Genomic DNA, 23,756 nt, shown 5'->3' with positions numbered 1-23,756 from the left:
ATGGAAGGCCGCCGCCCGGTTGTCTGCCTCCTGGCGCAAACGCTCGGCTATCCCGAGGGCGGAGGGCATTTCTGGTGCTACTACAACTGGGCACTCGGCTTCGACGCAGCCGGGTTCCATGTCATCTGGCTCGAACCCGTAGGCGACAAATTCCGCGCGACCGACGCTCTGCATCGCGCGGTGATCGCGCTGCGCCGCCGCCTGGCGACCGAAGAAGCGCACTTCCATATCGCACTTTGCAAAGAGGACGGCGGCCCGCTGGCCGGGCTTCCGGAACTCGGGGCATTGAGCCTCCACGAATGCAAGGACCGCGCGGACCTTTTCGTCAACTTCCGCTACGGTTTCCCGGCCGCGCCGGTCGGCGCTTTCCGCCGTTCCGTTCTCGTCGATATCGACCCCGGGCTCCTGCATCACTGGGTGGACAACGGCTATTTCACCGTCGCGCCGCACGACGTTTACGTCACCGTGGGCGGCAACATCAAACCGTCCAACCCCCTTGTTCCGCAGCTCGGTTTGCGATGGGAGCAGGTGCGTCCCGCTGTGCACCTTCCCTCGTGGCCCGTGCTTCCGGCTCCCCGGGATGCCGCCTTCACCGCCATCTCCCACTGGGACGCCGCGGAATACATCACGCTGCGCGACGGCGGGTTCTATGACAACTCCAAGCGCGCGGGATTCGAACCGTTGCTGGATTTGCCGTCGCACACCCCGGCTGCGCTCGAGCTGGCGCTGTGCTTCGGACGCGACAACGCGACCGAGACCGAACGTCTGCGCTCGCTGGGATGGCGCGTCGTCCACAGCCACGATGTTTCTTCCACTCCGGGCGACTATCGCCGCTACATCCAAGGGAGCGCGGGAGAGTTCGGCGTGGCCAAACCCGGCTACGTCAAAATGGACACGGGGTGGATCAGCGACCGCACCGTCTGCTACCTCGCGAGCGGAAGACCCTGCGTCGTGCAGGACACCGGTCCCGTCGGACTGCCCACAGGCGACGGCCTTTTGCGCTTCACCGACACGCGCGGGGCGGCATGCGCGCTGGAACGCATCGCCGAAGCCCCTGCGCACCACGCAGCCTCGGCGCGGCAGATGGCCGAGGAATATTTCAGCGCGGAAAAACTCGCGCGGCGCGTGGCGGAACTGGCGCTCTGAAACTCAGGCCACCGGCACCGACGCCGGCGAGTGCGGTTGGAGAGGTTCAAGATCGAGCGTCGAGAGCAGGTCGAGATCCTCGTTTTCGTCCGGGTTGGGCGTGGTAAGCAGCTTGTCCCCGTAGAAAAACGAATTCGCACCGGCGAAGAAGCAGAGCGCTTGACCTTCCTTGCTCATCGAAGTGCGCCCGGCGGAAAGCCGGATTTTCGAGTGAGGCAAAGCGATTCGCGCGGTGGCGATGATCCGCACAAGTTCGAAAATTTTCACCGGCTGCGCATCCTCGAGCGGCGTGCCTTCCACGGGCACGAGGCAATTGATGGGGACGCTTTCCGGCGGCGGATCGAAATTGGCCAGAACCTCGAGCATGCGCAGGCGATCGTCCACCGTTTCACCCATGCCCAGAATGCCACCGCAGCAGACCGACATCCCCGCGCGCTGCACGGCGGAGATGGTGTTGAGGCGGTCCTGGAATGTGTGGGTGGAGACGATTTTCCGGTAATGCTCCGGCGAGGTGTCGATGTTGTGGTTGTAGGCCGTGACGCCGGCTTCCTTGAGTTTTTTCGCCTCGGCGTCGTTGAGTTGTCCCAGCGTCACGCAGACCTCCATGCCCAGCTTGCTGACTTCGCGGATGGTATCGAGCACGGACTCGAACCGGCGGTCACCCTCGCGCACACCCTTCCACGCCGCGCCCATGCAGAACCGCGTGGCGCCGTTTTCCCTCGCCGCGCGCGCATGGGGCAGAATCTCCTCGGTGGACATCAGCGGTTGCGGTTTCACCCCGGTATCGTGATGCGCGCTTTGCGAGCAGTAGCCGCAGTCCTCGCTGCACGCGCCGGTCTTGATGCTCAGCAAAGTGCAGAGCTGCACTTCCTGCCCGGGCCAATGCTTTTTGTGGATCCGCCGCGCTTCCTCGATCAGCTCGAAAAACGGACGGTCGTAAATTTGCCGCAAACGGTCGAACGTCATTTTCACCGGGTGCGAGCGTAAATCCGTGCCGACCCAAGTCAAACGCATTGCACACCCTCGCCGCGCAGCCAGCCGATACACTGCGCATGCCGGTCCGGATGGTAATGGAAGGCGCGCAGTCCCTCGGCACGGGCGGCGGCGACATTCGGTTCGAGGTCGTCGAGATAGACGGTTGTCTCCGGCCGCACGCCGAATTGCCGGATCGCCTCACGGAATATCCCGGCCTCGGGTTTGAGCATCCCGGCCCGATAGGAAAAAACACCGTCGCGGAAGCGGCCGAAGACCGGATACCGCTCCACGATGAAGTCGTGCTGCAGGCAGTTGGTGTTCGAAAGAAGATAAAGCGGGTAATCGTCCGACAGTTGCGCGACCGTCTTCCACATCGGCTCGTTCGGCTCGAAAATGTCCTGCCATGCCGCCGTCAGCTCCGCCGCGGAAACACTGTGCGAGAACAAGCCCGCGAGCCGCCCGAGAAATTCGGTCCGTGCAACCTCGCCACGTTCGTATCGCTTCGCCAACTCTTCGACGGCGGCGGGGTCCGGCATCATCGCCCCCCGCGCGCGGAGACTCTCCCAGGCGCGCCCGTAATCGAAGCGCAGGAGCACATTGCCGATGTCAAAAATGAAAGCTTCCGGTTTCAACGGTTGAAATGATCGAAACCCCGGGCATGTCCGAGCCCCTCGGCAACGCCGCGAGGAGCGAGTTCTCCGATGCGGGTCAGACGCAGCCGCGGAAATTTCCGCCTCCAAGCTGTGGCCAGGCGCGACGCCACATTGGGCGCAACGGCGAAAAGCAGTTCGAAGTCCTCGCCTTCGCCGAGCGCTCGGCGCAGCGAAGCGCCGCGCCGGCGCGGAACAAGGCCGGGATCGACGCGGAATCCCGTGCCGCTGGCGCAAGCCAACCGCGGCAAATCAGCGGCCAGCCCGTCGCTCAAATCCATCATGGCCCGCACCCGGAAATGGCGCACAAGCCACCGGGCCTGCTCGAGCCGCGGGACAAAACGCAAGTGCCAGCCCGATTCCAGCGAGCCACCCAGCGCGCCGCTGACAAAAAGAACATCGCCGGGCTTTCCGCCGCCGCGGGTGACAAAATCGCGCGGCGCAACCTCCCCCGCCATCGCCACGCTCAGCACAGCCGGACCATCGGTCGAGGCAAGTTCACCACCCACGACGGAGAATCCGAACCGCTTCGCGGCTTTCTGCATGCCGCGATAAAAGTCGTCCACCCAGCGGCCGCCGTGCGCGGGACGAAGGACGCACGTCACCACCGCCCAGCGCGGTTCGCCGCCGCAGGACGCGATGTCGCTCACCGCGCGGCAAGCGGCCTTCCAGCCGACCGCGCGGGGATCATCCGAAGCACGGAAATGCCGCCGCTCGACCACGCAGTCGGTCTTGAGCAGAAGCAACCTTGCGCCCGCGGACGTGCGCACCGCCGCGCAGTCGTCCCCGATTCCCGCCACAAGGCGCGGATCTTTGACGCCGACAAATCGTGCGATGCGCGCAACGAGTGCGTCTTCACCGGAAAGACGGGCGGATTTCATGCCAGGAGCAAAATAGCCGAGACCGAGATCGCGTTGAACACGGCATGCATGATCATCGGGACGAGCAGGGATCCGGATTTTTCGTAGGCGAGGACAAGACACAGGGCCAAGGTGCAAAGCGCCGGGACGGAGGGAGCATGCCCGTGCAACGCGGCAAAAAGAAGACTCGTGAGCAGGGCCGACACGAAGGCCCCGCCGAATTTTTTGCCGACGGGATAAAGGAAACCGCGGAAAATGATTTCCTCCGCGACCGGGGCGACGACGACGGCCATGAGAAGGACGGCCCACCGGTCGCGCGGCGACTGCGATTCCTGGAGGAAACGCACGACATCCTGCATGCTCGGATCGCCTCCGGAAACGCCGTAAACCATGGACTGAACGAGCATCAGGACGGGGTATGCGGCCACAAGCGCGAGCAGGGCCTGCCCGAGGGCGCGGAAAAAGGGGCTGGTTGCGAGTCCGAACACACGCATCGGGGAGAGGTCGCGGTAAATGAAACCGCCGAGCAAAAACAAAACGACGGCGCCGTAAACCAGCGCCCCGGTGACCAGAGAACGGAATTCGATGCTCCGCTCCCCGCTCGAAAGCAACGCATCACGCCCGAGGGACACGAGCCATGCGCCGAGCAGAATCGCAACCGCCGCATCGCTCCAACGCACCCAATCCGTGCCGACCAACCCGCGCCGCAGGACAAAAACCTCGCGTGCGAGCGGCAGGTAAAAACGCAGGCCGGCCGCGGTGAGCAGCACAAGCCCGGCAACCGCCGCCCAGGTGCCGGCGTTGCTCACCACGCGTAGAACTCGGGCAGCAGATAGGCGCGCCCGGGCTGGAGACGGAAGGCGGGGGCGGGTCCGACATTGAGCTGAAGGCGCGACTGCGCGCTTGCCCCGAGCAGATGCAGCAGACGCGAGAAATTGAGCGAAGGTTCGTAGCGGATCACCTCGGCCTCCGGCACCTTGGCAAGTTTCCGGGCCTTGTCGAAAGCATCCTCGATATAGCCGAGCTGATCGACCAACCCCGCCTGCTGCGCGTCTTTGCCCGTGAGAATGCGGCCGTCCGCAATCCCTTCGCGCAATTTGCCCGCATCCAGATCCCGCGACTGCGCAACGATGCCGAGGAACCGCTCGTAAACCTGCTTCACCATGCCCTCGATGTAAGCTTTCTCCTCCGGCGTCATCGGCCGCGCCCCGCTGAGCATGTCCTTGAACTTGCCGCTTTTGAAAACCACCTCGTCGAGCCCGACCTTGTCGAAGAGCCCCTCGTAATTGAGCGACTGGATGATGACGCCGATGCTTCCGGTGAAGGTTGTGTCGTTGGCCACGATCCAGTCGGCGGCGCACGCGATGTAGTAGGCGCCGGACGCGGCGAGCGAGGACATCGCCACCACCACGGGCTTCTCTTTCTGCACCTTGAGGACCTCGTTGTAGATGATGTCGGAAGCTGTGACCTCCCCGCCGGGCGAGTCGATGGAAAGAACCACCGCTTTCACGTTGTCGTCCGCGGCCGCCACACGCAGAGCCTTCTTGATGTCGTCCACCATCGAGGTTCCCCACTCGCTCGCATCCGCCGTCTGGATGACCCCTTGAACGGGAATGACCGCGATTTTTCCCTGCGAAGGATCGCCTTCTTCCACGACCATTTCACGCAACTCCGGCGGAAACGAGTGGCTGGAGGCAATGTTTTCCGCGCCGCCCGCACCCAGGAGACCGATGAGGACGAGGTTGAAAAACATGCTCGCGCAAAGGGCGAGAAAAACCGCCAGGAGCGCACATCCGGATTTCTTCATGCCTCCAAGATTGCCGAGGTCGCGGGCCGTGACAAGCCGCCGCGCGACACTTCCCGGTGGACAAGCATCATGCGGCCGTGCATTTTGGAATTTCCTGCTGCTCACGTGGCGGAACTGGCAGACGCGTGCGTCTCAGAAGCGCATGGGGTGACCCGTGGAGGTTCGAGTCCTCTCGTGAGCATTTTTCACGATGCAAAACCCCGCCAAGGTCCGCGGAATTTTCAGTGCGATCGCCGCGCGCTACGACCTCGCCAACCACCTGCTGTCCGGCGGCCTCGATTTTTTCTGGCGCGCACGCGCGGTCCGCATCGTGTCTTCCTGGCACCCCCACCGCGTGCTCGATCTCGCGACCGGAAGCGGCGATCTGGCGCTGGCGCTGAAGAAATCGCTGCCCGATGCGCATGTCATCGGCGCCGACTTCTGCCTGCCGATGCTGAAAATCGCGGCGCGCAAAGGCGTGCAATCCCTCGTGGCGGCCGACGGCACACGCTTGCCGTTTGCCGACAATGCGTTCGATGCCGTCACCGTCGCGTTCGGACTGCGCAACATGGAATCGTGGCCCGGAGCCCTGCGCGAGATGCGGCGCGTGCTCGGACCCGGAGGGCATCTGCTGGTCCTGGATTTTTCCATGCCGCGTCCGCCGCTCGCCGCACCTTACCGCTTTTACCTCCACCGCATCCTGCCGCTGGCCGCGGGCATCATCACCGGCAACCGCGCCGGCTACGTATATCTCGGGGAGTCGATCGAGTCGTTCCCCTCCGGCGAGTCCATGCAAACGCTCGTCTCGGATTGCGGTTTCCGCGACCCCCGCTGCATCCCGCTCGCTGCGGGCGTCGTGTCGATCTACACTGCGCAAAAATGAACCCGGTTTCTTTTGTGCCGCTCTACATGGAACGCGTCTGGGGCGGGCGCGAACTGTCATCCAGACTCGGCCGCTCACTCCCCGGGGAGAGCCCGATCGGCGAGTCTTGGGAAATCGTCGATCGGGCGGAGGCGCAAAGCGCGGTGGCGGACGGTCCGCTGCGCGGGAAGACGCTGCACGAACTTTGGACGATGCGTCGCGCGGAAATCTTCGGCGAACGCCACGCTTCGGCGGGCCCGCGTTTTCCTCTGCTTTGCAAATTGCTCGATGCGCGCGACCGGCTTTCCGTGCAGGTCCATCCGCCGGCCTCGGTGGCAGCCGGTCTCGGAGGCGAACCAAAAACGGAAATGTGGTATTTTCTGGCCTGCGATGCCGGAAGCCGCATCTACGCCGGGCTTGCGCCGGGCACCACGCGCGCGGAGTTCGAGAAAAAGTTGCGTGCCGGGGACGTCGAACAATGCCTCCACATCTTGCCGACGCGCGAGGGGGACAGCATTTTCATCCCGAGCGGAAGGCTCCACGCCATCGGGGAAGGCAACATCATCGTCGAGATCCAGCAGAACAGCGATACGACTTACCGCGTGTTCGACTGGAACCGCGCGGGCCTCGACGGCAAACCACGCGAACTCCACCTCGAGGAGTCGATGGTTTCCACGGACTTCGCCGACTTCGCCCCGCCTCTCACCCATGCCGAATCGGGCACGGTGGCGGAGTGCGACCATTTCCACGTTGCGAAAAAAATCCTGTCGGGACCGGAAGAGCTCCGGCAACCGGGCGATTTTTCCATCGTGACGGTGGTCGGAGGACGCGCGGAGTGCGGTGGACGGTCGTTCGCGCCGGGCGACTTTTTCCTGCTTCCGGCCTCCGGCGCGCCGCCCGTCGCGCCCGCGGAAGGTCGCTGCGCCGTTCTGGTCACGACGATTCCTTGAGCCGCGCCAGCAATCCCCCGTGCCGGCGACGCGTGTCATTCTGCCGCACGGCCGTGGCAAACGCTTTGCGCTGACCGGCCACCACGACGAGCTTTTTCCCGCGCGTGATCCCGGTGTAAAGCAGGTTGCGCTGCAGGAGCAGAAAATGCTGCATGGCCAGCGGAATCACCACCGCCGGAAATTCCGACCCCTGGCTTTTGTGGATGCTGATCGCGTAGGCCGGCTCGATCTCGTCCAATTCGCCGAATTCGTAAACCGCACGCCGTCCGTCGAAATCCACGGCGACTTGGCGCTCTTCCGGATCGATCGAGGAAATACGTCCGATGTCGCCGTTGAAGACCTCTTTGTCGTAGTTGTTCCGCGTCTGGAGAACTTTGTCGCCCGTGCGGAATTTCGTTCCAAAGCGCTCGACTTCGGCGCGGTCTTGGCGCGGCGGATTCAGCGCGGCCTGCAGGGCGGTGTTGAGTTCGCGGATCCCGAGGCTGCCGCGGTGCATGGGGGCAAGGACTTGGACGTCGCGCACGGGATCGAGTCCGAGCCGGCGCGGGATCTCGGTGCGCGCGAGCCGGAGCACAAGCTCCGCGATTTCTTCCGGCTCTTCGCGGTGCATGAACGCGAAGTCGCCGCCTTTTTCCTCGGGATCATCGGGCATGCGCCCGTGACGCACGTCGTGTGCGACGCGGACGATGGAGCTGGCCTCGGCTTGGCGGAAAATCTCCGTCAGCCGCACCGAGGGGACCACCCCGCTGGCGAGGATGTCCGACAAAAGCGATCCCGGTCCGACGCTCGGCAACTGGTCCGGATCGCCCACGAGAATGAGCGAAGCCCGCGCGGGCAAAGCGCGGCAAAGCGAGGCCATGAGCTGCACATCGACCATCGAAAACTCGTCCACCACAACAAGGTCGGTATCGAGAGGATGTTTTGTGCCACGCTTGAAGCCGCCGGACGGAAAAACCTCGAGCAGGCGGTGGATCGTCTGCGCTTGGCAACCGGTGGACTCGCCCATCCGCTTGGCCGCGCGTCCAGTCGGCGCGCAGAGCTGGAACCTCACTTTTTTGGCGGCGAGAATTTTCAGGAGGCTGTCGAGCAGTGTTGTTTTGCCGACACCCGGGCCTCCGGTGACCACGCACACACGGGAGCCGAGCGCACGGCGGAGGGCTTCGACCTGACTGGGCGAAAGGGTCTTCCCGGTTTTTTCCTGCACCCAGACGAGCGCTTTGTCGAAATCGATCTGCGGATAGTTCGCCGGAGCTGCCCCGAGCCTTCGCATGGCTCCGGCCACCACGACCTCCGCGGCGTGCAAAGCCGGCAGGAACACCATGGACTCCCCGGCGATCTTTTCAGCGACCAGTTGCTCGTCAGCGATCTCGCGTTCGAGAGCGCCGGCCACCACGCTTTCATCCACCCCGAGAAGTTCCGCGGCGGCGGAAAGGAGCAACCTTTCCGGCAATGCCGTATGCCCCTCGCCGGTGGCCTCGGACAAAACATGCTGCAAACCGCCGCGCGCGCGCAGGATGGAATCATGGCCGAAGCCGAGCTTCGCACCCACGGCGTCAGCCGACTTGAAACCGATGCCCGGAATGTCGCGCGCGAGCAGGTAGGGATTGGCGCGCACCCGCGCGATGGCCTCCTCGCCGTAAAGTTTGTAAACGCGCAACGCACGGCTCGTGCTGATGCCGTGGCCGTGGAGAAAAACCATGATGTCGCGCACTACCTTCTGCTCGGCCCATGCCGCTTTGATCTGCTGCCGCCGCCCCGCGCCGATGCCTTCGACATCCTGCAGCCGCGCCGAGGCGTTCTCGATGATGTTGAAAATTTCGGTCCCGAATTTTGCCACCATCTTTTTCGCGTAAACCGGACCGATCCCGCGGATCAGCCCGCTGCCGAGGTATTTCTCGATGCCTTCGAGCGAGTTCGGAGGCTGGCAACGGATGGTCGCCGCGCGCAGTTGCATGCCATGGTCGCGATTCCGCTCCCAATGCCCCTCGGCGGTGATCCATTCACCCGGGGAAACGGCGGCTACCGCCCCGACCACCGGCACCAGACCGCGCCGTCCCTTGACTTTCACCTTGAGCACCGCAAACCCGGTATCCTCGTTGTGGAAAGTCACGCGCTCGACCAGGCCGGACAGCCCGTCGGCGGGTTCTCGCGAGTGGGTAGGCACGCCTTATCCTGCCAGCGCCATGCCGCATCGGCAATATGGGGGCGGCTTTTCCTTGCCAGAGGCCGGAAGATGGCGGTATTTTGGCCAGTCTTCTCGATTTTCATGAAAGCCGGTCTCCATCCTGATTACGCCGAAACCACGATCACCTGCACCTGCGGGGCGGTTTATCACACCCGCTCCACCCGCAAGAACATCAAGATCGGCATTTGCGCGGCTTGCCATCCGTTCTTCACCGGCGAGCAGAAATTCATCGACACCGCCGGCCGCGTGGAAAAATTCTCGCGGCGCTACGGTTCGGTGAAAGCCGCCCGCGTCAAAAAGGCTTAGCTGGTATCCGCCTGACACGGTGATCGCGCCGCACCGCGGCCGGTCGCCGTTTTTCTTTCCATGGATCTCGCCCCGCTCATCGTCAAAAAACGCGAGCGCCTGGCCGAGTTGGAGAAATTGGTCCATTCCGACGACTTCTACACCAACCCCGCCAAGGCGCGCGACGTGATGCGCGAGCACGCGCGGCTCAAGGAACTGGCCGCGGCGGATGATGAAGCGGCACGCCTGCGCACTCAGCTGGTGGAAAACGCGGAAATCGCCGCAGGGACCGACGCCGAAATGGCGGAGATGGCCGCGGTGGAAATCCCGCAGATGAAAGATCGCATCGCCTCGCTCGAGCGCGAGATCCAGTTCGCCCTCCTGCCGCCAGACGAAAGCGAGGAACGCAACGCCATCGTCGAGATACGCGCCGGCACGGGCGGTGACGAAGCCGCGCTTTTCGCCGCGGACCTTTACCGCATGTATCAGCGCTACGCGGAGTCGCACGGCCTGCGCGTCGAACCGGTCGACTCCAGCCCGTCCGGCCTCGGCGGGTTCAAGGAAGTCATCTTCAAAGTGACGGGCGAGTCGGTGTTCCGCCGCCTGCGCTATGAAAGCGGGGTGCACCGCGTCCAGCGCGTTCCGGCCACGGAGGCGCAGGGCCGCATCCACACCTCCACCGCGACGGTCGCCGTGCTTCCGGAGGCGCAGGAGGTCGATATCGAGCTGCGCCCACAAGATTTGCGCATCGAAGTTTGCCGGTCCGGGGGACCCGGAGGACAGGGGGTCAACACCACCGACTCCGCGGTGCAAATCCTACACATTCCGACTGGAAAAATCGTCCGCTGCCAGGACGGGCGTTCGCAGCAAAAAAACAAGGCCGCAGCGCTGGAGATCCTGCGCACCCGGCTGCTCGAGGACAAACGCAACGAGGAGGAAGCGAAATATTCGGCCCACCGCCGCAGTCTCATCGGACGCGCGGGACGGGAAGAAAAGATCCGCACCTACAATTACCCGCAGAACCGCGTCACCGACCACCGCATCGGCCTCACGCTTTACAGCCTCGACCGTTTCGTCGGAGGCGACTTGGACGAGATGGTCGGCGCCTTGCAACAGCAGGACATGCAGGACCGCCTGACCGAGGCCGGGCTCGCATGAAAACGGCAGCCGTGCTTCTTGGAATGAAGCATTCTCCGGCGACAAATCGCCATGCCTGACACCCTTCCACTTTTGGAAGTCCTCCGCGGCGCGGAGTCCTATCTCGCGGGTCGAGGCGTCGAGAGCCCCCGCCTCAACGCCGAGCACTTGCTTGCCCATGTGCTCGGCCTGAAGCGCATGGAGCTTTACCTCCAATTCGACCGGCCGCTTGGCGAGGCGGAACGCGCGCCGCTCCGCGAGATGATCAAGCGCCGCGGCGCGCGCGAGCCGCTCCAACACATCCTCGGCACGGTGGAATTCCACGGCCGGACATTTTTGTGCGACAAACGCGCCCTGGTTCCCCGCCCCGAGACCGAGCAGCTCGTCGAGATCGCCCTGCGGATCGCCAAAGATCGCGGTGCACGCAAAGTTCTCGATGTCGGCACCGGCAGCGGCGTCATTGCGATCACCATGGCTTTGGAGATTCCGGATGCCGACGTGCGCGCAACCGACATCTCCGCCGAGGCTCTCTCCCTCGCAGCGGAGAATGCCGCAAGGCACGGTGTTTCCGCACGCGTGGTTTTCTCCGCGGCCGACCTGCTGCCGGACGAAGACACCGCGCCCGACCTTGTTGTCGCCAACCTTCCCTACATTCCGTCAGCCGAAATCGCCGCTCTCCCGGGTGAGGTCCGCCATGACCCGGTAACAGCCTTGGACGGTGGCGCCGACGGCTTGGATATCATCCGGCGACTGGTCGATGCGGCCGGGCAGCGCCTTTCGCCGGGCGGGGCGATTCTGATGGAAATCGGTGCGGGACAAGCCGATGCAGTGGGCGCCTTGATGAACCAGCGCAAATTGCGCGACATTTCCGTGCAGACGGATTATCAAAACATCCCGCGCTTCGCGCTCGGCTTCCATGGATAAAATTCTCGTTCACGGCGGGCACAAACTCCGCGGCTCGGTGCGCGTGAGCGGATCGAAAAATTCCTCCCTCCCGATCCTTGCAGCGGCACTCCTCACCCGCGAACGCTGCGTCATCCGCGGCGTGCCCGACCTCAGCGACATCCACTACATGCTCACCATCCTCAGCCACCTCGGCTGTGAAGTGGAACGGGCCAGCGGGACCGTCAGCATCAAGGCGGAGAAAATCCGCACCGAGGCGCCTTACGAGCTGGTCCGGAAAATGCGCGCCTCGGTCTGTGTGCTCGGCCCGCTCCTCGGACGCGAACACGAGGCCTGCGTGTCGCTGCCCGGAGGATGTGTCATAGGCGACCGCCCCATCGACCTTCACTTGCGCGGATTCGAGGCGCTCGGCTCGGCCGTGCGCGTGCAGGGCGGCAACGTCAAACTTTTTGCCCCCGCACTGCGCGGCAACGGAGTCAACATGCGCGGCACCCACGGCACCACGGTGCTGGGCACGGACAACGTGATGATGGCCGCGGTGCTAGCCGACGGCGTCACGGAAATCCACGACGCCGCCGAGGAACCCGAAGTCGTCGATCTGGCCAATTTCCTCGTTTCCATGGGCGCGAAAATCAGCGGCGCCGGAACGCGCCACATCACGATCGAAGGCGTGAAGGAACTGCACGGCACGGATTACACGGTGATTCCCGACCGCATCGAGGCCGGCACCATGTTGGTGGCAGGGGCCATCGCGGCCGAGGAACTCACCGTGAACAATGTCCGCCCGGACCATCTCGACGCGGTGATCGAACCCCTGCGCGGCGCCGGTTTCCACGTCGAGACTACGCAAAGATCCGCCACCATCCGTCCGAACGGCGCGGTCAAGCCGCTGCACCTCGAGACCAGCCCCTACCCCGGCTTCCCGACCGACATGCAGGCCCAAATGTGCGCCCTCCTCGTCCGCGCGCCCGGCGTGAGCGTGGTGACGGACCACGTCTTTCCGCAGCGCTTCATGCACGTGGCCGAACTTTCCCGCATGGGGGCGCAGATAAAACTCCAGCACCCGACCGCTGTCATCTCCGGCAACGGGAAACTCAGCGGCGCCCCCGTGATGGCCAGCGACCTGCGCGCGTCGGCCGCCCTTCTGCTGGCCGGCCTGGCTGCGGAGGGCATCACCGAAATCAACCGCGTTTACCACATCGACCGCGGCTATGAGCACATCGACGAAAAACTCAACGATGTCGGGGCACGGATTGAACGCGTTGTCGCCTGAATCGTCGAACGTCGCATCCATGAGCGCACCCGAACGCGAATTCGCCAGCCACGCGCCGGGCTTCTGGCCGGGCACACCCGCAGCCGAGTGGAACGACTGGCGCTGGCAGTTGCGCAACCGCGTAATGACGCTCGACCAGGCGGACAAGCACCTGCGCCTCACCCCGGCCGAGCGCGAAGGATTGCTGCTCACCTCGCACAAGCTGGCTTTCGCCGTCACCCCTCACTACTTCAACCTGATCGAGCCTGACAACCCGGACTGCCCGATACGCCGCCAGGTCATCCCTCTGCCGGGCGAGGCCACGGTGAAGCCGGGCGAAATGGCCGACCCCTGCGGGGAGGACTCCCACATGCCGGTGCCGGGCTTGGTGCACCGCTATCCCGACCGCGTGCTGTTCCTCGTCACCAGCCGCTGTGCCAGCTATTGCCGCTATTGCACGCGAAGCCGCGTGGTCAGCGGCGCCTCTGGTCAGGATTTGGACACCGATTTCGAGCAGGCCTTCGACTATCTGGGAAAACACACCGAAGTCCGCGACGTCCTCCTTTCCGGAGGCGACGCGCTTTTGCTCTCGGACGACAAGCTCCGGAAAATTCTTTCACGACTGCGCGCCATCCCGCATATCGAATTCCTCCGCATCGGCTCGCGCGTCCCGATCTTCCTCCCCCAGCGAATCACGCCGGAACTGTGCGCGATGCTCCGGGAATTCCACCCGCTGTGGATGAGCGTGCACGTCAACCACCCGCGCGAACTGACCAGCGAGGTGCGCGACGCGCTCGGACGCCTCGCCGACGCCGGCATCCCTCTCGGCAACCAGAGTGTTCTGCTCGCCGGGGTGAACGACGACGCCGACACGATGCGCGCGCTCATCCACAAACTCCTGCGCTGCCGCGTGCGTCCGTATTACCTTTACCAGTGCGATCTCATCCACGGCTCGGCGCACCTGCGCACCAGCGTGGCCAAAGGACTCGAGATCATGGAGGCTTTGCGCGGCCACACCACCGGCTACGCCGTGCCCCAGTTTGTCATCGACGCCCCCGGCGGCGGCGGAAAAGTGCCGGTCAGCCCCGGATACGTCCTCTATCACGACAAAGAAAAAATTGTCCTGCGCAACTACGAGGGCCGCGTCTTCGAATATCCGGAAAAACCGGGCGACACCTCGGCTGTGGTCCGCCCCGAGGCCATCCTCGAATACTGAACAGTATGGCGAACGTCATCGTCCGCCCCCGTGCGCGCGTTTTTCACGGACACGACTGGGTCCATGACAACGAGGTTCTCAAAGTCACCGGAAATCCGGAGGACGGCTCCGTGGTCGGACTGAAAGACCAGCGAGACCGCTTTGTCGGCAGCGCGATCTACAACAGCCGCTCCAAAATCCCCGCCCGCCGATTCTCGCGTCAGCGCCAAGACCTCGATGGCGATTTTTTCGCGCGCCGCATCGCAATGGCATCGGAATACCGCGACAAGCTCGGCCTCGATCCCCGAGCCCGCCGCGAAGTTTGGAGTGAAAGCGACGGACTCCCGGGAGTCATCCTCGACCGCTACGGGGATTGCGTCGTGATGCAGACGCTCACCCTCGCGATGGATCGGCGCAAAGATCTCATCGCCGATGCCCTCGAAGCAATTCTCAAGCCGACCTGCATCATCGAGCGCAACGACGCACCGGTGCGAAAAGCCGAGGGCCTCGAACTGACAACCTCGATCCTTCGCGGCAAAGCCCCCGGGCCCTTCGAGGTCCCTCTCGGCGGCATAAATTTCGGCATCGATCTCCCCGGCGGACAAAAAACCGGACTCTACCTCGACCAAGCGGACAACTATGCCCTCGTGGCACAGCTCGCCAAAGGCAAACGCGTTCTCGACTGCTTCAGCAACCAAGGCGGTTTCGCCCTTGCCTCCGCCCTGGCCGGTGCAAGCGAAGTCACGGCCCTCGATATTTCCGCCGACGCCTGCGCCACCATCGAAGCCAACGCGAAACGCAATAACGTCCGCTTGAATGTGACCGAAGCCAACGTCTTCGACTGGCTGAAAACCGCGGTGAGCCGCGGCGAAGCCTACGACCTCATCATCCTTGATCCGCCGAGTTTCACCCGCGACCGCGCGCGGTTGAACGATGCCCTCCGCGGCTACAAAGAAATCCATCTCCGTGCCGCCCAGCTCCTCGGCAACGGCGGCTTGCTTGCCACCTTCTGCTGCTCCCACCACGTCAGCGACGCCATCTTCCTCGACGTCATCCGCGATGCCATGGTCGATGCCAGGAAAACCGCCCGCCTCCGCGCGAGCTACACCCAGCGCGCCGACCACCCCGTCATCCTCGGCATCCCCGAATCCTCCTACCTCAAAGGCCACCTTCTCGAAATGGCCCCGGGGCGATAGCCCGCCTTCCCCCGCCTTGCATCACTGCCTCGCCAGTCTTGCCTCGATGAGCCGATAGGCGGCATCCGCTTTGACCGCTTCGCGTCCGGCTTTGTCATAGTCGCCATGCTCGGCGTCGTGCGCCACATTCCCCCAGGCCCTGGCCGCGTTGCTTGCCATACCTTTGAGTCGCTGCAGGGTTGTTTCATCCAACCCCTCCGCTTTTCCCGGAATGGCCAGCACCAAGGCGGCCATCACATCTGTCGCCTCGTGGGCGGCTTTGGCATCACGTGCGGCCAGGGACTCGGACAGCTTTTTCTGTTGCGCAGCAATCTCGACGCGCACCTCTGGCAAGGTCGGCGGGATGGCAATGTGTTCGTGGCTGTGGCCGTGGTCGTGGTTTTCTCCGGCGCGCAGACACAGCGCGAGCGCGAAGATGGATGTGACGATAAATACGAGGTTTTTCATGATGTTCGGGTGTTTGTCGGTTTTCCGGTGAAAGCTTGCGACACCAACCGCTCCGCTGCGCGGCGACCGTATTGCCAGAAAACAAGCGGACGCACCACCAGATCGAGCAGGGTGCTGCTGAAAAGTCCGCAAAAGATCACCACCGCCACGGGATGCAGGATTTCTTTGCCCGGCTGGTCCGCCCCGAGCAGCAGCGGGAAAAGGGCCAGACCCGCAGTGAGGGCGGTCATCAGAACCGGGACGACGCGCTCCTGAGTCCCGCGCACAATCATAGCGCGGTCGAACTTCATCCCCTCCTCCCGCATCAGGTGCAGATAGTGGGTGATCATCATAATGCCGTTGCGCGCGGCAATGCCGGTGAGCGCGATGAAACCGACGAGCGATGCCACGGAAAGCACGCCGCCGGAGAAAAACTTCACGCCGAAGACCGCACCGACAAAAGCAAGGGGGATGTTCAGCATGACTTGTGCGGCGAAAGCGGTGCTGCGGAACTGCATGTAGAGCACGAAAAACATGGCAGCCAGACTGAACGCCCCCAGCAAAAGGATGAGCCGCGAGGCACCGGCCTCGCTTTCGAACTGACCGCCATAAGTCACGAAGTATCCCTCGGGAAACACAACTTTTGCCGCCACGGCCCTTTGCGCTTCCTGCACCGTGGAAACCAGATCGCGCCCCGCGGCGTTGGCCGAGACGTAAATGCGCCGCTGCGCGTTCTCGCGGTTGATCATGTTCGGCCCCATCGCCTCCGAGACTTCGGCGACCAAACCCAGCGGAACGAGTTCACCGCTGAGTGTGTCGATCGGGATGTTGCGGATGGCGTCGAGATCCTGCCGGGCTTCATCCGTGAGCCGCAGCACAACGTCGAAGGACCGCTGGCCCTCGAGCACCTCGGTTGCTTCCACGCCCTTCAGGGCCATGCCGGTGTAAAGAGCGGCCTCGCCAGGTCGCAAACCGTAGGCGGCGCACTTGGTCCGGTCGAAACGCACGTGGACTTGCGGCACAAGGGTGACGCGTTCGATTTGGATATCGGTCAGACCGCGCACCCCGCTCACTGCATCGCGCACATCGGCGGCCAAGCGACGCAACTCCTCGAGATCATCTCCGAAAATCTTGATCGCGATCTGCGCCTGCACGCCGGAGAGCAAATGGTCGATTCGGTGCGAAATGGGCTGGCCGACACTCACTCCCACGCCGGGCAAGGCGGACAAACGTTCGCGGATGTCGGCAAGTATTTCGGATTTCGAACGATCGGACGGCTCCAACTCGAATTCGATCTCGGTAGTATTGACCTCGAGCACGTGTTCGTCGCCCTCCGCACGCCCGGTGCGACGCGCAATGGTGCGGGCCTCGGGAACTCCGGAAAGCAACTGCTCGGCGATCCGGCTGATGCGGTTGCTCTCTTCCAGTGATGTTCCGGGCGCGGACACGACAAAGGCCGTGATGCTGCCCTCGTTGAACTCCGGAAGAAATTCGCGACCCAAACTCGGCAAGGTAAACAGAGCCGCGGCGAAGAGCGCGCCAGCCGCGAGATAAACGCGCTTGGGTGCGGCAAAGCCGAGATCGAGCAACCGCGCCTCGGCGGCCTTGATGCGCCGCACCAGCCATCCGTCGCTCCTGTGTTCCATGCGTTTCATGCGCGGCAAGAGCAGCGCGCACAGCGCGGGGGTCACGGTCAACGAGACGATCAGAGAGGCCAGGATCGAGACAATGTAGGCGATGGCCAGAGGCGTGAAGATGCGGCCTTCGATGCCCTGCAGGGCAAAGAGCGGCAGGAACACAAGGACCACGAGAACGGTGGCATAGACGATGGAGTTGCGGATTTCGCGCGAGGCCGAGACGACCACGTCGAGCACGGGACGCGGCTGCGCGGCATGGCGGTTTTCGCGCAGTCGGCGGAAGACGTTTTCCACATCGACGATGGCGTCGTCGACCAGCTCGCCGATGGCCACGGCCAGACCGCCCAGAGTCATGGTATTGATGCCGAGTCCCGAGAGCTTGAACACGATGAAGGTGACCAGCAAAGAAAGCGGAATGGCCGTGAGGGTGATGGCGGTGGTGCGGAAGTTGAGGAGAAAAATGAACAAAACGATGGCCACCATGAGGCTGCCGTCGCGGAGGGCTTCCACGACATTGTGCACGGCGCGCTCGATGAAGTTGCTCTGCCGGAAGATATCCGCATGCACGCGCACTCCCTCCGGCAAACTGGCCGCAATGACTTCCAGCTCGGCTTCGATTTTTCGGGTCAATGAAACGGTGTCGGCGCCGGGCTGCTTTTGCACGGTGAGGATGACGCCGGGTTTGCCGTCGATCCCGGCATCGCCCCGCTTGTGCAGAGCCGGCCCCTCGCGAACTTCGGCCAGCTGCCCCAGTAATATCTTCGAGCCATCGGGCAAAACCTTGACCACTGTCGAGGCCAAGTCGTCCGCCGTCTCGACCCGGGCAAGATTGCGGATGAGCATTTCCGAGTGCGCGTCGGGCAGGAACCCGCCGGAGGAATTGACGTTGGATTCGTCGATGGCCGTCTGCACCTCATGGAGCGAGACGTGGTTGGCAGCCAGTTTGACCGGATCGACCAGAACCTGGTATTGCCTGACGTCACCACCCATCACCGTGACCTGAGACACGCCGGGGATGCTCATGAGCCGACGCCGCAGATCCCAGTCGGCCAAGGTGCGCAATTCCATCGGCGAGACCGCGGGGTTCTCGCTGGTCAGACCGATGGCCATGATCTGCCCCATGATCGACGACACCGGGCCGAGAAACGGCCGCGCCTCTCGCGGCAACGAGGGCGTCACTTCCGCCACTTTTTCCCCGACAATCTGGCGCGCGCGGTAAATATCCGTCTCCCAACCGAACTCGACGAAAATGAGCGACAAACCGATGCCCGACATGGAGCGCACGCGCTCGACGCCGGCAGCTCCGTTCACCGCCGTCTCGAGCGGCACGGTGACAAGAAGCTCCACCTCGTCCGGCGCAAGACCGGGCGCTTCGGTGAAAATGGTGACCGTCGGACGGTTCAGATCCGGAAACACATCGACCGGAATCCGCGTCAGCACATAGCCGCCGTAAGCCGCGAGCAGGGCGGCCACGACTACCACCAGCAGGCGGTTGCGCACGGAAAAGGCGATGAGGCGGTCGAACATGGGATCAGTGCGCGTGATCGTGACCGGCTTCTTCGGCGGGTGCCCCGCCGCCCCCGGTGTATTGCAGTTGGTAGTGGCCGTTGGTCACAACCGCATCGCCGGGCAGCACGCCCTCGACAATTTCCACGCGGTCGCCCGAGACCAGACCGGCGACCACCTCGCGCCGCTCGAAATGCAGCGGTGCGGTCTGCACATAGACGAACTTCGCTCCCAATCGGCCGAGGACGGCACGTCGCGGCACGGCCACAACGGTCTGGGGCGCGCCGGTTTCGATGAGCATGCGTCCGCGATAGTTCGGATGCAGCTTGTCTTCGGGATTCGGCACCAGCGCGTAAATGTGGAAGAACGCGCTGCCATCCGTGTGCCCGGGATCAACGCGCTGCACCTTGCCCTCGAAGCGTTCGCCCGGGAAAACGTCGAGCAAGACCACGGTCTTTTGCCCGGGCTCGACGCGCGTCAGTTCGGGCGATTGGTAAAAACTCCCGCGTGCCAGCAACTCGCGGTAATCGCCTGTCTGCATGAGCGTGGTTTCCGGAGTGAAAGGGAGGCCGATGACCGCATCCTGTTCGAATATGACCCCGTCGAGCGGGGCTTTGATTTCCTGCGGCGGACTTCCCACGGCCAACGGAGTGACACGCAAAAGCGGTTGTTCGCGCTGCACGTGATCGCCGAGCTTGGCCAGGAGCGCGGTGACGCGACCCGCAAACGGCGCCGTGATGCGCGCGTGGCGTTCGGGCGGCAGAACGAAGACGGCCGGCACTTCCAAGGTCGGCGCCAGTTCGGTGATTTCCGCTTCAACAGTCTGCAGGCCGAGATTGTCGGCCTGTTGTTGCGTCAACTCCACAGGCCCGCCCTGCACTGCGGCTCCGCCCGGTTCTTCGGGATGATCGTGGCCGGGCCCGGCATTCAGCGCTGACGCGGCGACGGCAATGATGGCGATGGTTAGGATGAGTTTCATGATTTCGTTTTCTTCCTGCGGTGCAGCGGCTTTCGCCAGGACCGCGTTCATGCTCGTCGTTGAGGACCAGAAACAGCCAGGGACGAAACTGGTTCGTTGGCTTGGCAAACTCTGCCGGTGTTGGGTGGGTGGCCATGTGGCATGGTCTGGGTTGAGAAGAAGAGCCCGTTGAGGGAAGCGTTTATGCCCGGGAAGTCGCAGATGCGGATACGCACGCCGCCGGTGCAGCCGATCCAGAGGACTAGCCCGTCTTGGAAATTTTCAAGCAGGCGAGTCGGGGCGAGCAGGGTTTTGCTGTCGAGCCCGAGGACCTCCACCGTTTGGCGAATCCCTTCGCGGTGCAGGTCCCGGCAATAGATGCCAAGGCGGTAGGCAACGCTCTTCGGACGCCGCACATCCACTGTGAAGGTTTGTTGAACCACGGAGGGATAACAGGTGCGAAGCGCTCCGGAGAAGGGGCCTTGCACATCGGCGTAATGGTGTCTCCAGGCCCGACCGTGGGGGCGCTGGTCGGGCACGATGACCTCGGTGGCGGAGCGGATTTTGCTCAGGTCCGCGTCTGGCGCCTGGGCCGAGAACGCGATCCACTCGGCTCCTCCCGACATCGCGTCCGCCAGCGTGCCGTCCGGTTCCCAGCGGCCGGCGTATCGCGGCTCGGGCGCGGCCGTGTTCGACGATTTCGAGCGAGGCAGGGACAGGCCCTCGTGCCGCCCGGCCGGGCAGGCGCGGCCGTTCACATGACAGCGGCAGCCTGCGGGCACCTCGACCCAAGCGACGTCGTCATCAATGCCCGCGCGAATGACTCCATGCGGCGTGGCCACCGATCCTGAAACGATGCGGGGCCTGTCGGAAATCGGATCGAACACGAAGTCGGCGTAGCCCGGGGAGATCGGGCGGATGCCGAGCACATGATCCGTCAGCCAGCGTGTCGGGCCGGCGCTCCACGGATGGCAGAGGCTGGTGAAGCCATGCATGCCGTTGGGGATCTGCTCGCAGGCGGGGAGAAAGTCGCGCCACTCCGGCCGGAACGATTCCCAGAACGTCGTGGCACCGAGCGCGAGCATCTCACCCCAGCATCGCTTGAGCAAAGCGAGCGCGGAGGTGTGGCAGCCCGCCGCGGTCATGCCCTGAAGCACGAAGAAATTGTTGAATGGCGAGTAGGAGACGAAACGCGCGGGGTTTTGGTATTCACGTTCCAGGAACGCGGCATCCACTGGCTGGCCGGCGAGGATCGCCTCGGTTCCCTCGTGCAGCCCCGCCTCAATCGCGGGGGGACGATTGACGGAGAGCAAGGACTCGCACCGGTCGCAGCATTCCGCCGTCTTGGCGTCGCCGTCGATCCAGTCGAGCACATCTCGCACCGCCCGCACGGTTCTCCAAGCGAGATAGTGAAAGAAGCGGCGGTTCTCCTCGATGTCGGGCTCTTCGAAGGCGCCACCTGTCCGGTCGTCGTGTCCGCAAAAGACCAGCGGGAGCCGCTTGGAGACGACCGACATGGCGTGGTCGAGCTTCGCGCGCACGGTCGGCAGGTAGTGGCGGAGCGCTTCGCGATCGCCGGAGCACAACACGTAGTCGAGGAGCGAGAGAATCCAATACAGCGAGAAGCCCTCGATCCCGTTGGTGTCGCCCGCGGTGCGGTCGAGGTTGGCGCGCACAAAGCCGAAGTTGCCAAACACCGGCATGGCCACGGCCTGGGAAACATGGGCGTCTCCTGTCCACGAGTGGCGGTCGCTGCGTTCCATGAGGATCGCGCCGATGTAGTCCTTGAGAAAATTGAGCCGCACCGTCGTGGCTCCGACCTCCCAGATCTGTTCCAAGATGGGATCGTCGCACGAGAAGGAGCCGAGGTAGTTCGCGGGCCGGGCTTGGCAGACAAGGCGGAGGTTGCGCAGCCGCCACGGGGCTACTTCGGGGGCGTGCAGCCAGCCAAAGCGCACGCCTTCGTAGAACTCGGGGTTGAGCGTCAGGCGCCAGGTCGAGCCCGCGACCCGCATGGGCCGGGCGGTCTTCACCGGATTGACCGCCCCGGCGTTCACCAAGGCGGGACGCAGGTATTCGCTGATGCTGAGCGTCACGCCTTCCGGGAGCGAATCGCACTCGAACTCCAGCCAGCCTGCACTTACGACGCCGAAGTCCAAGCGCAACTCGCCGGGGCCGCGCACTTCGATTTCGAGGCCGGCGTCGTGGACAACGAAACTTCCTGCGGGGGACGCATGGTGTGCGACCGGCCTCAGCGCGTAGGAGACCAGCTCCGTGCACGCGCGATGCGCGAGGTCGGCGTCGAAGCTCGTGTTCCGCAGCGGGTCGGGGGTTGGTGCCTCGCCCGGCAGATTCGGTCGAACGAAGGGATAAACAGATGGGGCGGCGTCTTTCGGCCATTCGGGAAGCGGATCGAACACGAATGCGGGAGCGGGTTTCCCCATCGTCGCCGGTGAGTGCGAAGCCGGGAGGTTCATGATTTCGTTTTCTTCCTGCGGTGCAGCGGCGCCTCTTGCAAATACGGCGCGGACATGGCCGGATGACTTCCCGCCGCCGCTTCAAGATCGATGAGCGCGAGGGCAAGGTTTTCCAGCATGGCTGTTGATTCGACGCGCAGGCTCGCGTTCTGCGCCCGGACCATCAGGAGATCGCGCGCATCGACGCGGCCCTCGCTGAATCCCTGCGAAATTTCGCGGCTTCCCGACTCGACCAGCGGTTCTGTTGTCCCGCGGTATCGCGACCACTGCTTCTCGAACAAAGCCGCCTGTTGGCGCGCGGCAGCGATGTCGTTGGCCACCTCGAGTTCGAGCGCGCGCAACTGCGCAGCTTTGGCTTCCGCCGCAGCCTGACGCTCCTGTGTTTCGCCCACCTTGCGGTCCCACACCGGCAAAGGAAGCGTGACTTTCACGCCGAGAAAATCCCCGGTGGAAATCCCGCCCGGTTGGTCCACGCTTCGATCCTGCATGTATTCGATGCCGAGACGAATTCCCTCCCACGCGCCCGCCTTGGCCAACGCGACTTCGGCGGACGATTTGTCCGCGGCCAGCATGGCCAGTTCCATGTCGGGACGGCAGGAAATGCGCCCGCTCCGCGCTTTGTCGCGCAACTCATCGACCACCGACTTCAGCGACTGGGTGAGAGAGAGCGGAGCGTCGGCGCCCAGGCCGAGCGCCGTTTTCATTTCGAGGAGGCATTTTTCCGCTTCGGCCGCCGCGACATCAGCCGCATTTCCCCAGCGCTGCTCGTCCACACGGGCGAGTGCGGACTCGGCGAGCGAACCCTGACCCGAGGCGAGCCGCTCTCCCGCGAGCGACACGAGGTCGGACGAATCGTTGCGTGCCTGGGCCGAGGATTGCTCACGACGGCGGGCCGCCTGGGCGCGCGCGTAAACTTTCTGCACCTCGGCGACCAGCAGACGTTCGCGGTTGCGCACTTCGCGGAGCGCCATGGCCACATCGACGCGGGCCACCTGCCGCGCCAAGCCGAGCCGCGCCGTCAGCGGGAACCACTGGTGCAGCCCGATGACGAAAGCCCCCTCGCCTTCGGAGCCGGAAACAAAATCGCCGTAGCCGTTGAACTCCACCTCGGGATTGGGCAGCAGGCCCGCCTGGCGCAAGCGCCCCTGCCCCTGCCCCACCACATGGCGTGCCGCGGCAAGTTCGCGGTTGTTCATCAGCGCGGTGTTGACCGCATCCTGCAGCGACAACTCCGCAGCGGCGCCTTCCGATGCGACCACCGCGCAGAGCGCGATCGCAATTTTCCCGAATGTTGATTGTGTTTTCATGGTCCTGATGACCGGCAGATACTCGAGCCGCGCCGGTCGGCGGCATGAACGCATCCGGCAAGA

At 64.0% G+C, this 23,756-nt stretch carries 20 protein-coding genes and 1 tRNA gene; 10 read left to right on the top strand and 11 right to left on the bottom strand.

Annotated features, from left to right (window positions below; translation table 11 throughout):
- On the top strand, positions 1-1,146 hold the full coding sequence (locus FGM15_02075; GenBank protein ID MBU3664654.1) for a glycosyltransferase family 4 protein: 1,146 nt from the start codon (positions 1-3) through the stop codon (positions 1,144-1,146).
- Between the two features lie 3 nt (positions 1,147-1,149).
- On the opposite strand, the gene bioB is transcribed toward FGM15_02075, so the two are convergent.
- The 5 genes from bioB to sppA are packed head-to-tail and all read right to left on the bottom strand — an operon-like array spanning position 1,150 to position 5,438.
- Complete coding sequence (gene bioB / locus FGM15_02070) at positions 1,150-2,112, bottom strand: biotin synthase BioB (GenBank protein ID MBU3664653.1); 963 nt, start codon at positions 2,110-2,112, stop codon at positions 1,150-1,152.
- Between the two features lie 38 nt (positions 2,113-2,150).
- Positions 2,151-2,753 (bottom strand): HAD family phosphatase, encoded by a 603-nt coding sequence (locus FGM15_02065; GenBank protein ID MBU3664652.1) that lies wholly within the window; start codon positions 2,751-2,753, stop codon positions 2,151-2,153.
- Positions 2,750-3,652: a thiamine-phosphate kinase gene (gene thiL, locus FGM15_02060; GenBank protein ID MBU3664651.1), complete on the bottom strand. Its 903-nt coding sequence runs from the start codon at positions 3,650-3,652 to the stop codon at positions 2,750-2,752. Before thiL ends, FGM15_02065 begins: the two co-directional genes overlap by 4 nt.
- Positions 3,649-4,440 carry a CPBP family intramembrane metalloprotease gene (locus tag FGM15_02055; protein ID MBU3664650.1) on the bottom strand — a complete coding sequence of 264 codons (792 nt, stop codon included), beginning with the start codon at positions 4,438-4,440 and terminating at the stop codon, positions 3,649-3,651. Before FGM15_02055 ends, thiL begins: the two co-directional genes overlap by 4 nt.
- Positions 4,437-5,438: a signal peptide peptidase SppA gene (gene sppA, locus FGM15_02050; protein ID MBU3664649.1), complete on the bottom strand. Its 1,002-nt coding sequence runs from the start codon at positions 5,436-5,438 to the stop codon at positions 4,437-4,439. Before sppA ends, FGM15_02055 begins: the two co-directional genes overlap by 4 nt.
- A gap of 99 nt (positions 5,439-5,537) precedes the next feature.
- On the opposite strand from sppA, the gene FGM15_02045 reads away from it, so the two are divergent.
- From FGM15_02045 to FGM15_02035, 3 genes are all read left to right on the top strand, one after another.
- Positions 5,538-5,619, top strand: a tRNA-Leu gene (locus tag FGM15_02045).
- A gap of 9 nt (positions 5,620-5,628) precedes the next feature.
- Complete coding sequence (locus FGM15_02040) at positions 5,629-6,300, top strand: ubiquinone/menaquinone biosynthesis methyltransferase (protein MBU3664648.1); 672 nt, start codon at positions 5,629-5,631, stop codon at positions 6,298-6,300.
- A gap of 26 nt (positions 6,301-6,326) precedes the next feature.
- On the top strand, positions 6,327-7,229 hold the full coding sequence (locus tag FGM15_02035; GenBank protein MBU3664647.1) for a mannose-6-phosphate isomerase: 903 nt from the start codon (positions 6,327-6,329) through the stop codon (positions 7,227-7,229).
- On the opposite strand, the gene FGM15_02030 is transcribed toward FGM15_02035, so the two are convergent.
- Positions 7,213-9,393 carry an ATP-dependent RecD-like DNA helicase gene (locus FGM15_02030; GenBank protein ID MBU3664646.1) on the bottom strand — a complete coding sequence of 727 codons (2,181 nt, stop codon included), beginning with the start codon at positions 9,391-9,393 and terminating at the stop codon, positions 7,213-7,215. The genes FGM15_02035 and FGM15_02030 overlap by 17 nt on opposite strands.
- 102 nt (positions 9,394-9,495) lie before the next feature.
- On the opposite strand from FGM15_02030, the gene rpmE reads away from it, so the two are divergent.
- From rpmE to FGM15_02000, 6 genes are read left to right on the top strand one after another with little or no spacing between them, the layout of a single operon-like run.
- On the top strand, positions 9,496-9,720 hold the full coding sequence (gene rpmE, locus FGM15_02025) for a 50S ribosomal protein L31 (GenBank protein MBU3664645.1): 225 nt from the start codon (positions 9,496-9,498) through the stop codon (positions 9,718-9,720).
- Positions 9,721-9,780: 60 nt separating this feature from the next.
- Positions 9,781-10,857: a peptide chain release factor 1 gene (prfA, locus tag FGM15_02020; protein MBU3664644.1), complete on the top strand. Its 1,077-nt coding sequence runs from the start codon at positions 9,781-9,783 to the stop codon at positions 10,855-10,857.
- A gap of 51 nt (positions 10,858-10,908) precedes the next feature.
- Positions 10,909-11,760, top strand: coding sequence for a peptide chain release factor N(5)-glutamine methyltransferase (prmC, locus tag FGM15_02015; GenBank protein MBU3664643.1), 852 nt, complete (start codon positions 10,909-10,911; stop codon positions 11,758-11,760).
- Positions 11,753-13,012, top strand: coding sequence for a UDP-N-acetylglucosamine 1-carboxyvinyltransferase (murA, locus tag FGM15_02010; GenBank protein ID MBU3664642.1), 1,260 nt, complete (start codon positions 11,753-11,755; stop codon positions 13,010-13,012). The genes prmC and murA overlap by 8 nt, the downstream gene beginning before the upstream one ends.
- Before the next feature lie 19 nt (positions 13,013-13,031).
- Positions 13,032-14,207: a KamA family radical SAM protein gene (locus FGM15_02005; protein MBU3664641.1), complete on the top strand. Its 1,176-nt coding sequence runs from the start codon at positions 13,032-13,034 to the stop codon at positions 14,205-14,207.
- Between the two features lie 5 nt (positions 14,208-14,212).
- Positions 14,213-15,382, top strand: coding sequence for a class I SAM-dependent rRNA methyltransferase (locus FGM15_02000; GenBank protein ID MBU3664640.1), 1,170 nt, complete (start codon positions 14,213-14,215; stop codon positions 15,380-15,382).
- Between the two features lie 21 nt (positions 15,383-15,403).
- On the opposite strand, the gene FGM15_01995 is transcribed toward FGM15_02000, so the two are convergent.
- From FGM15_01995 to FGM15_01975, 5 genes are read right to left on the bottom strand one after another with little or no spacing between them, the layout of a single operon-like run.
- Positions 15,404-15,829, bottom strand: coding sequence for a hypothetical protein (locus FGM15_01995; GenBank protein ID MBU3664639.1), 426 nt, complete (start codon positions 15,827-15,829; stop codon positions 15,404-15,406).
- Positions 15,826-18,972, bottom strand: coding sequence for an efflux RND transporter permease subunit (locus FGM15_01990; protein ID MBU3664638.1), 3,147 nt, complete (start codon positions 18,970-18,972; stop codon positions 15,826-15,828). The genes FGM15_01995 and FGM15_01990 overlap by 4 nt, the downstream gene beginning before the upstream one ends.
- Positions 18,973-18,976: 4 nt before the next feature.
- On the bottom strand, positions 18,977-19,981 hold the full coding sequence (locus FGM15_01985) for an HlyD family efflux transporter periplasmic adaptor subunit (GenBank protein ID MBU3664637.1): 1,005 nt from the start codon (positions 19,979-19,981) through the stop codon (positions 18,977-18,979).
- Positions 19,978-22,386 carry a hypothetical protein gene (locus FGM15_01980; GenBank protein MBU3664636.1) on the bottom strand — a complete coding sequence of 803 codons (2,409 nt, stop codon included), beginning with the start codon at positions 22,384-22,386 and terminating at the stop codon, positions 19,978-19,980. Before FGM15_01980 ends, FGM15_01985 begins: the two co-directional genes overlap by 4 nt.
- Positions 22,383-23,747, bottom strand: a complete 1,365-nt coding sequence (locus tag FGM15_01975) for a TolC family protein (protein MBU3664635.1) — start codon at positions 23,745-23,747, stop codon at positions 22,383-22,385. The genes FGM15_01980 and FGM15_01975 overlap by 4 nt, the downstream gene beginning before the upstream one ends.
- Between the last annotated feature and the right edge of the window lie 9 nt (positions 23,748-23,756).

Source organism: Chthoniobacterales bacterium, from assembly GCA_018883245.1.
GTDB lineage: Bacteria > Verrucomicrobiota > Verrucomicrobiia > Chthoniobacterales > JACTMZ01 > JACTMZ01.
This window is presented reverse-complemented; position numbering and strand designations above follow the sequence as displayed.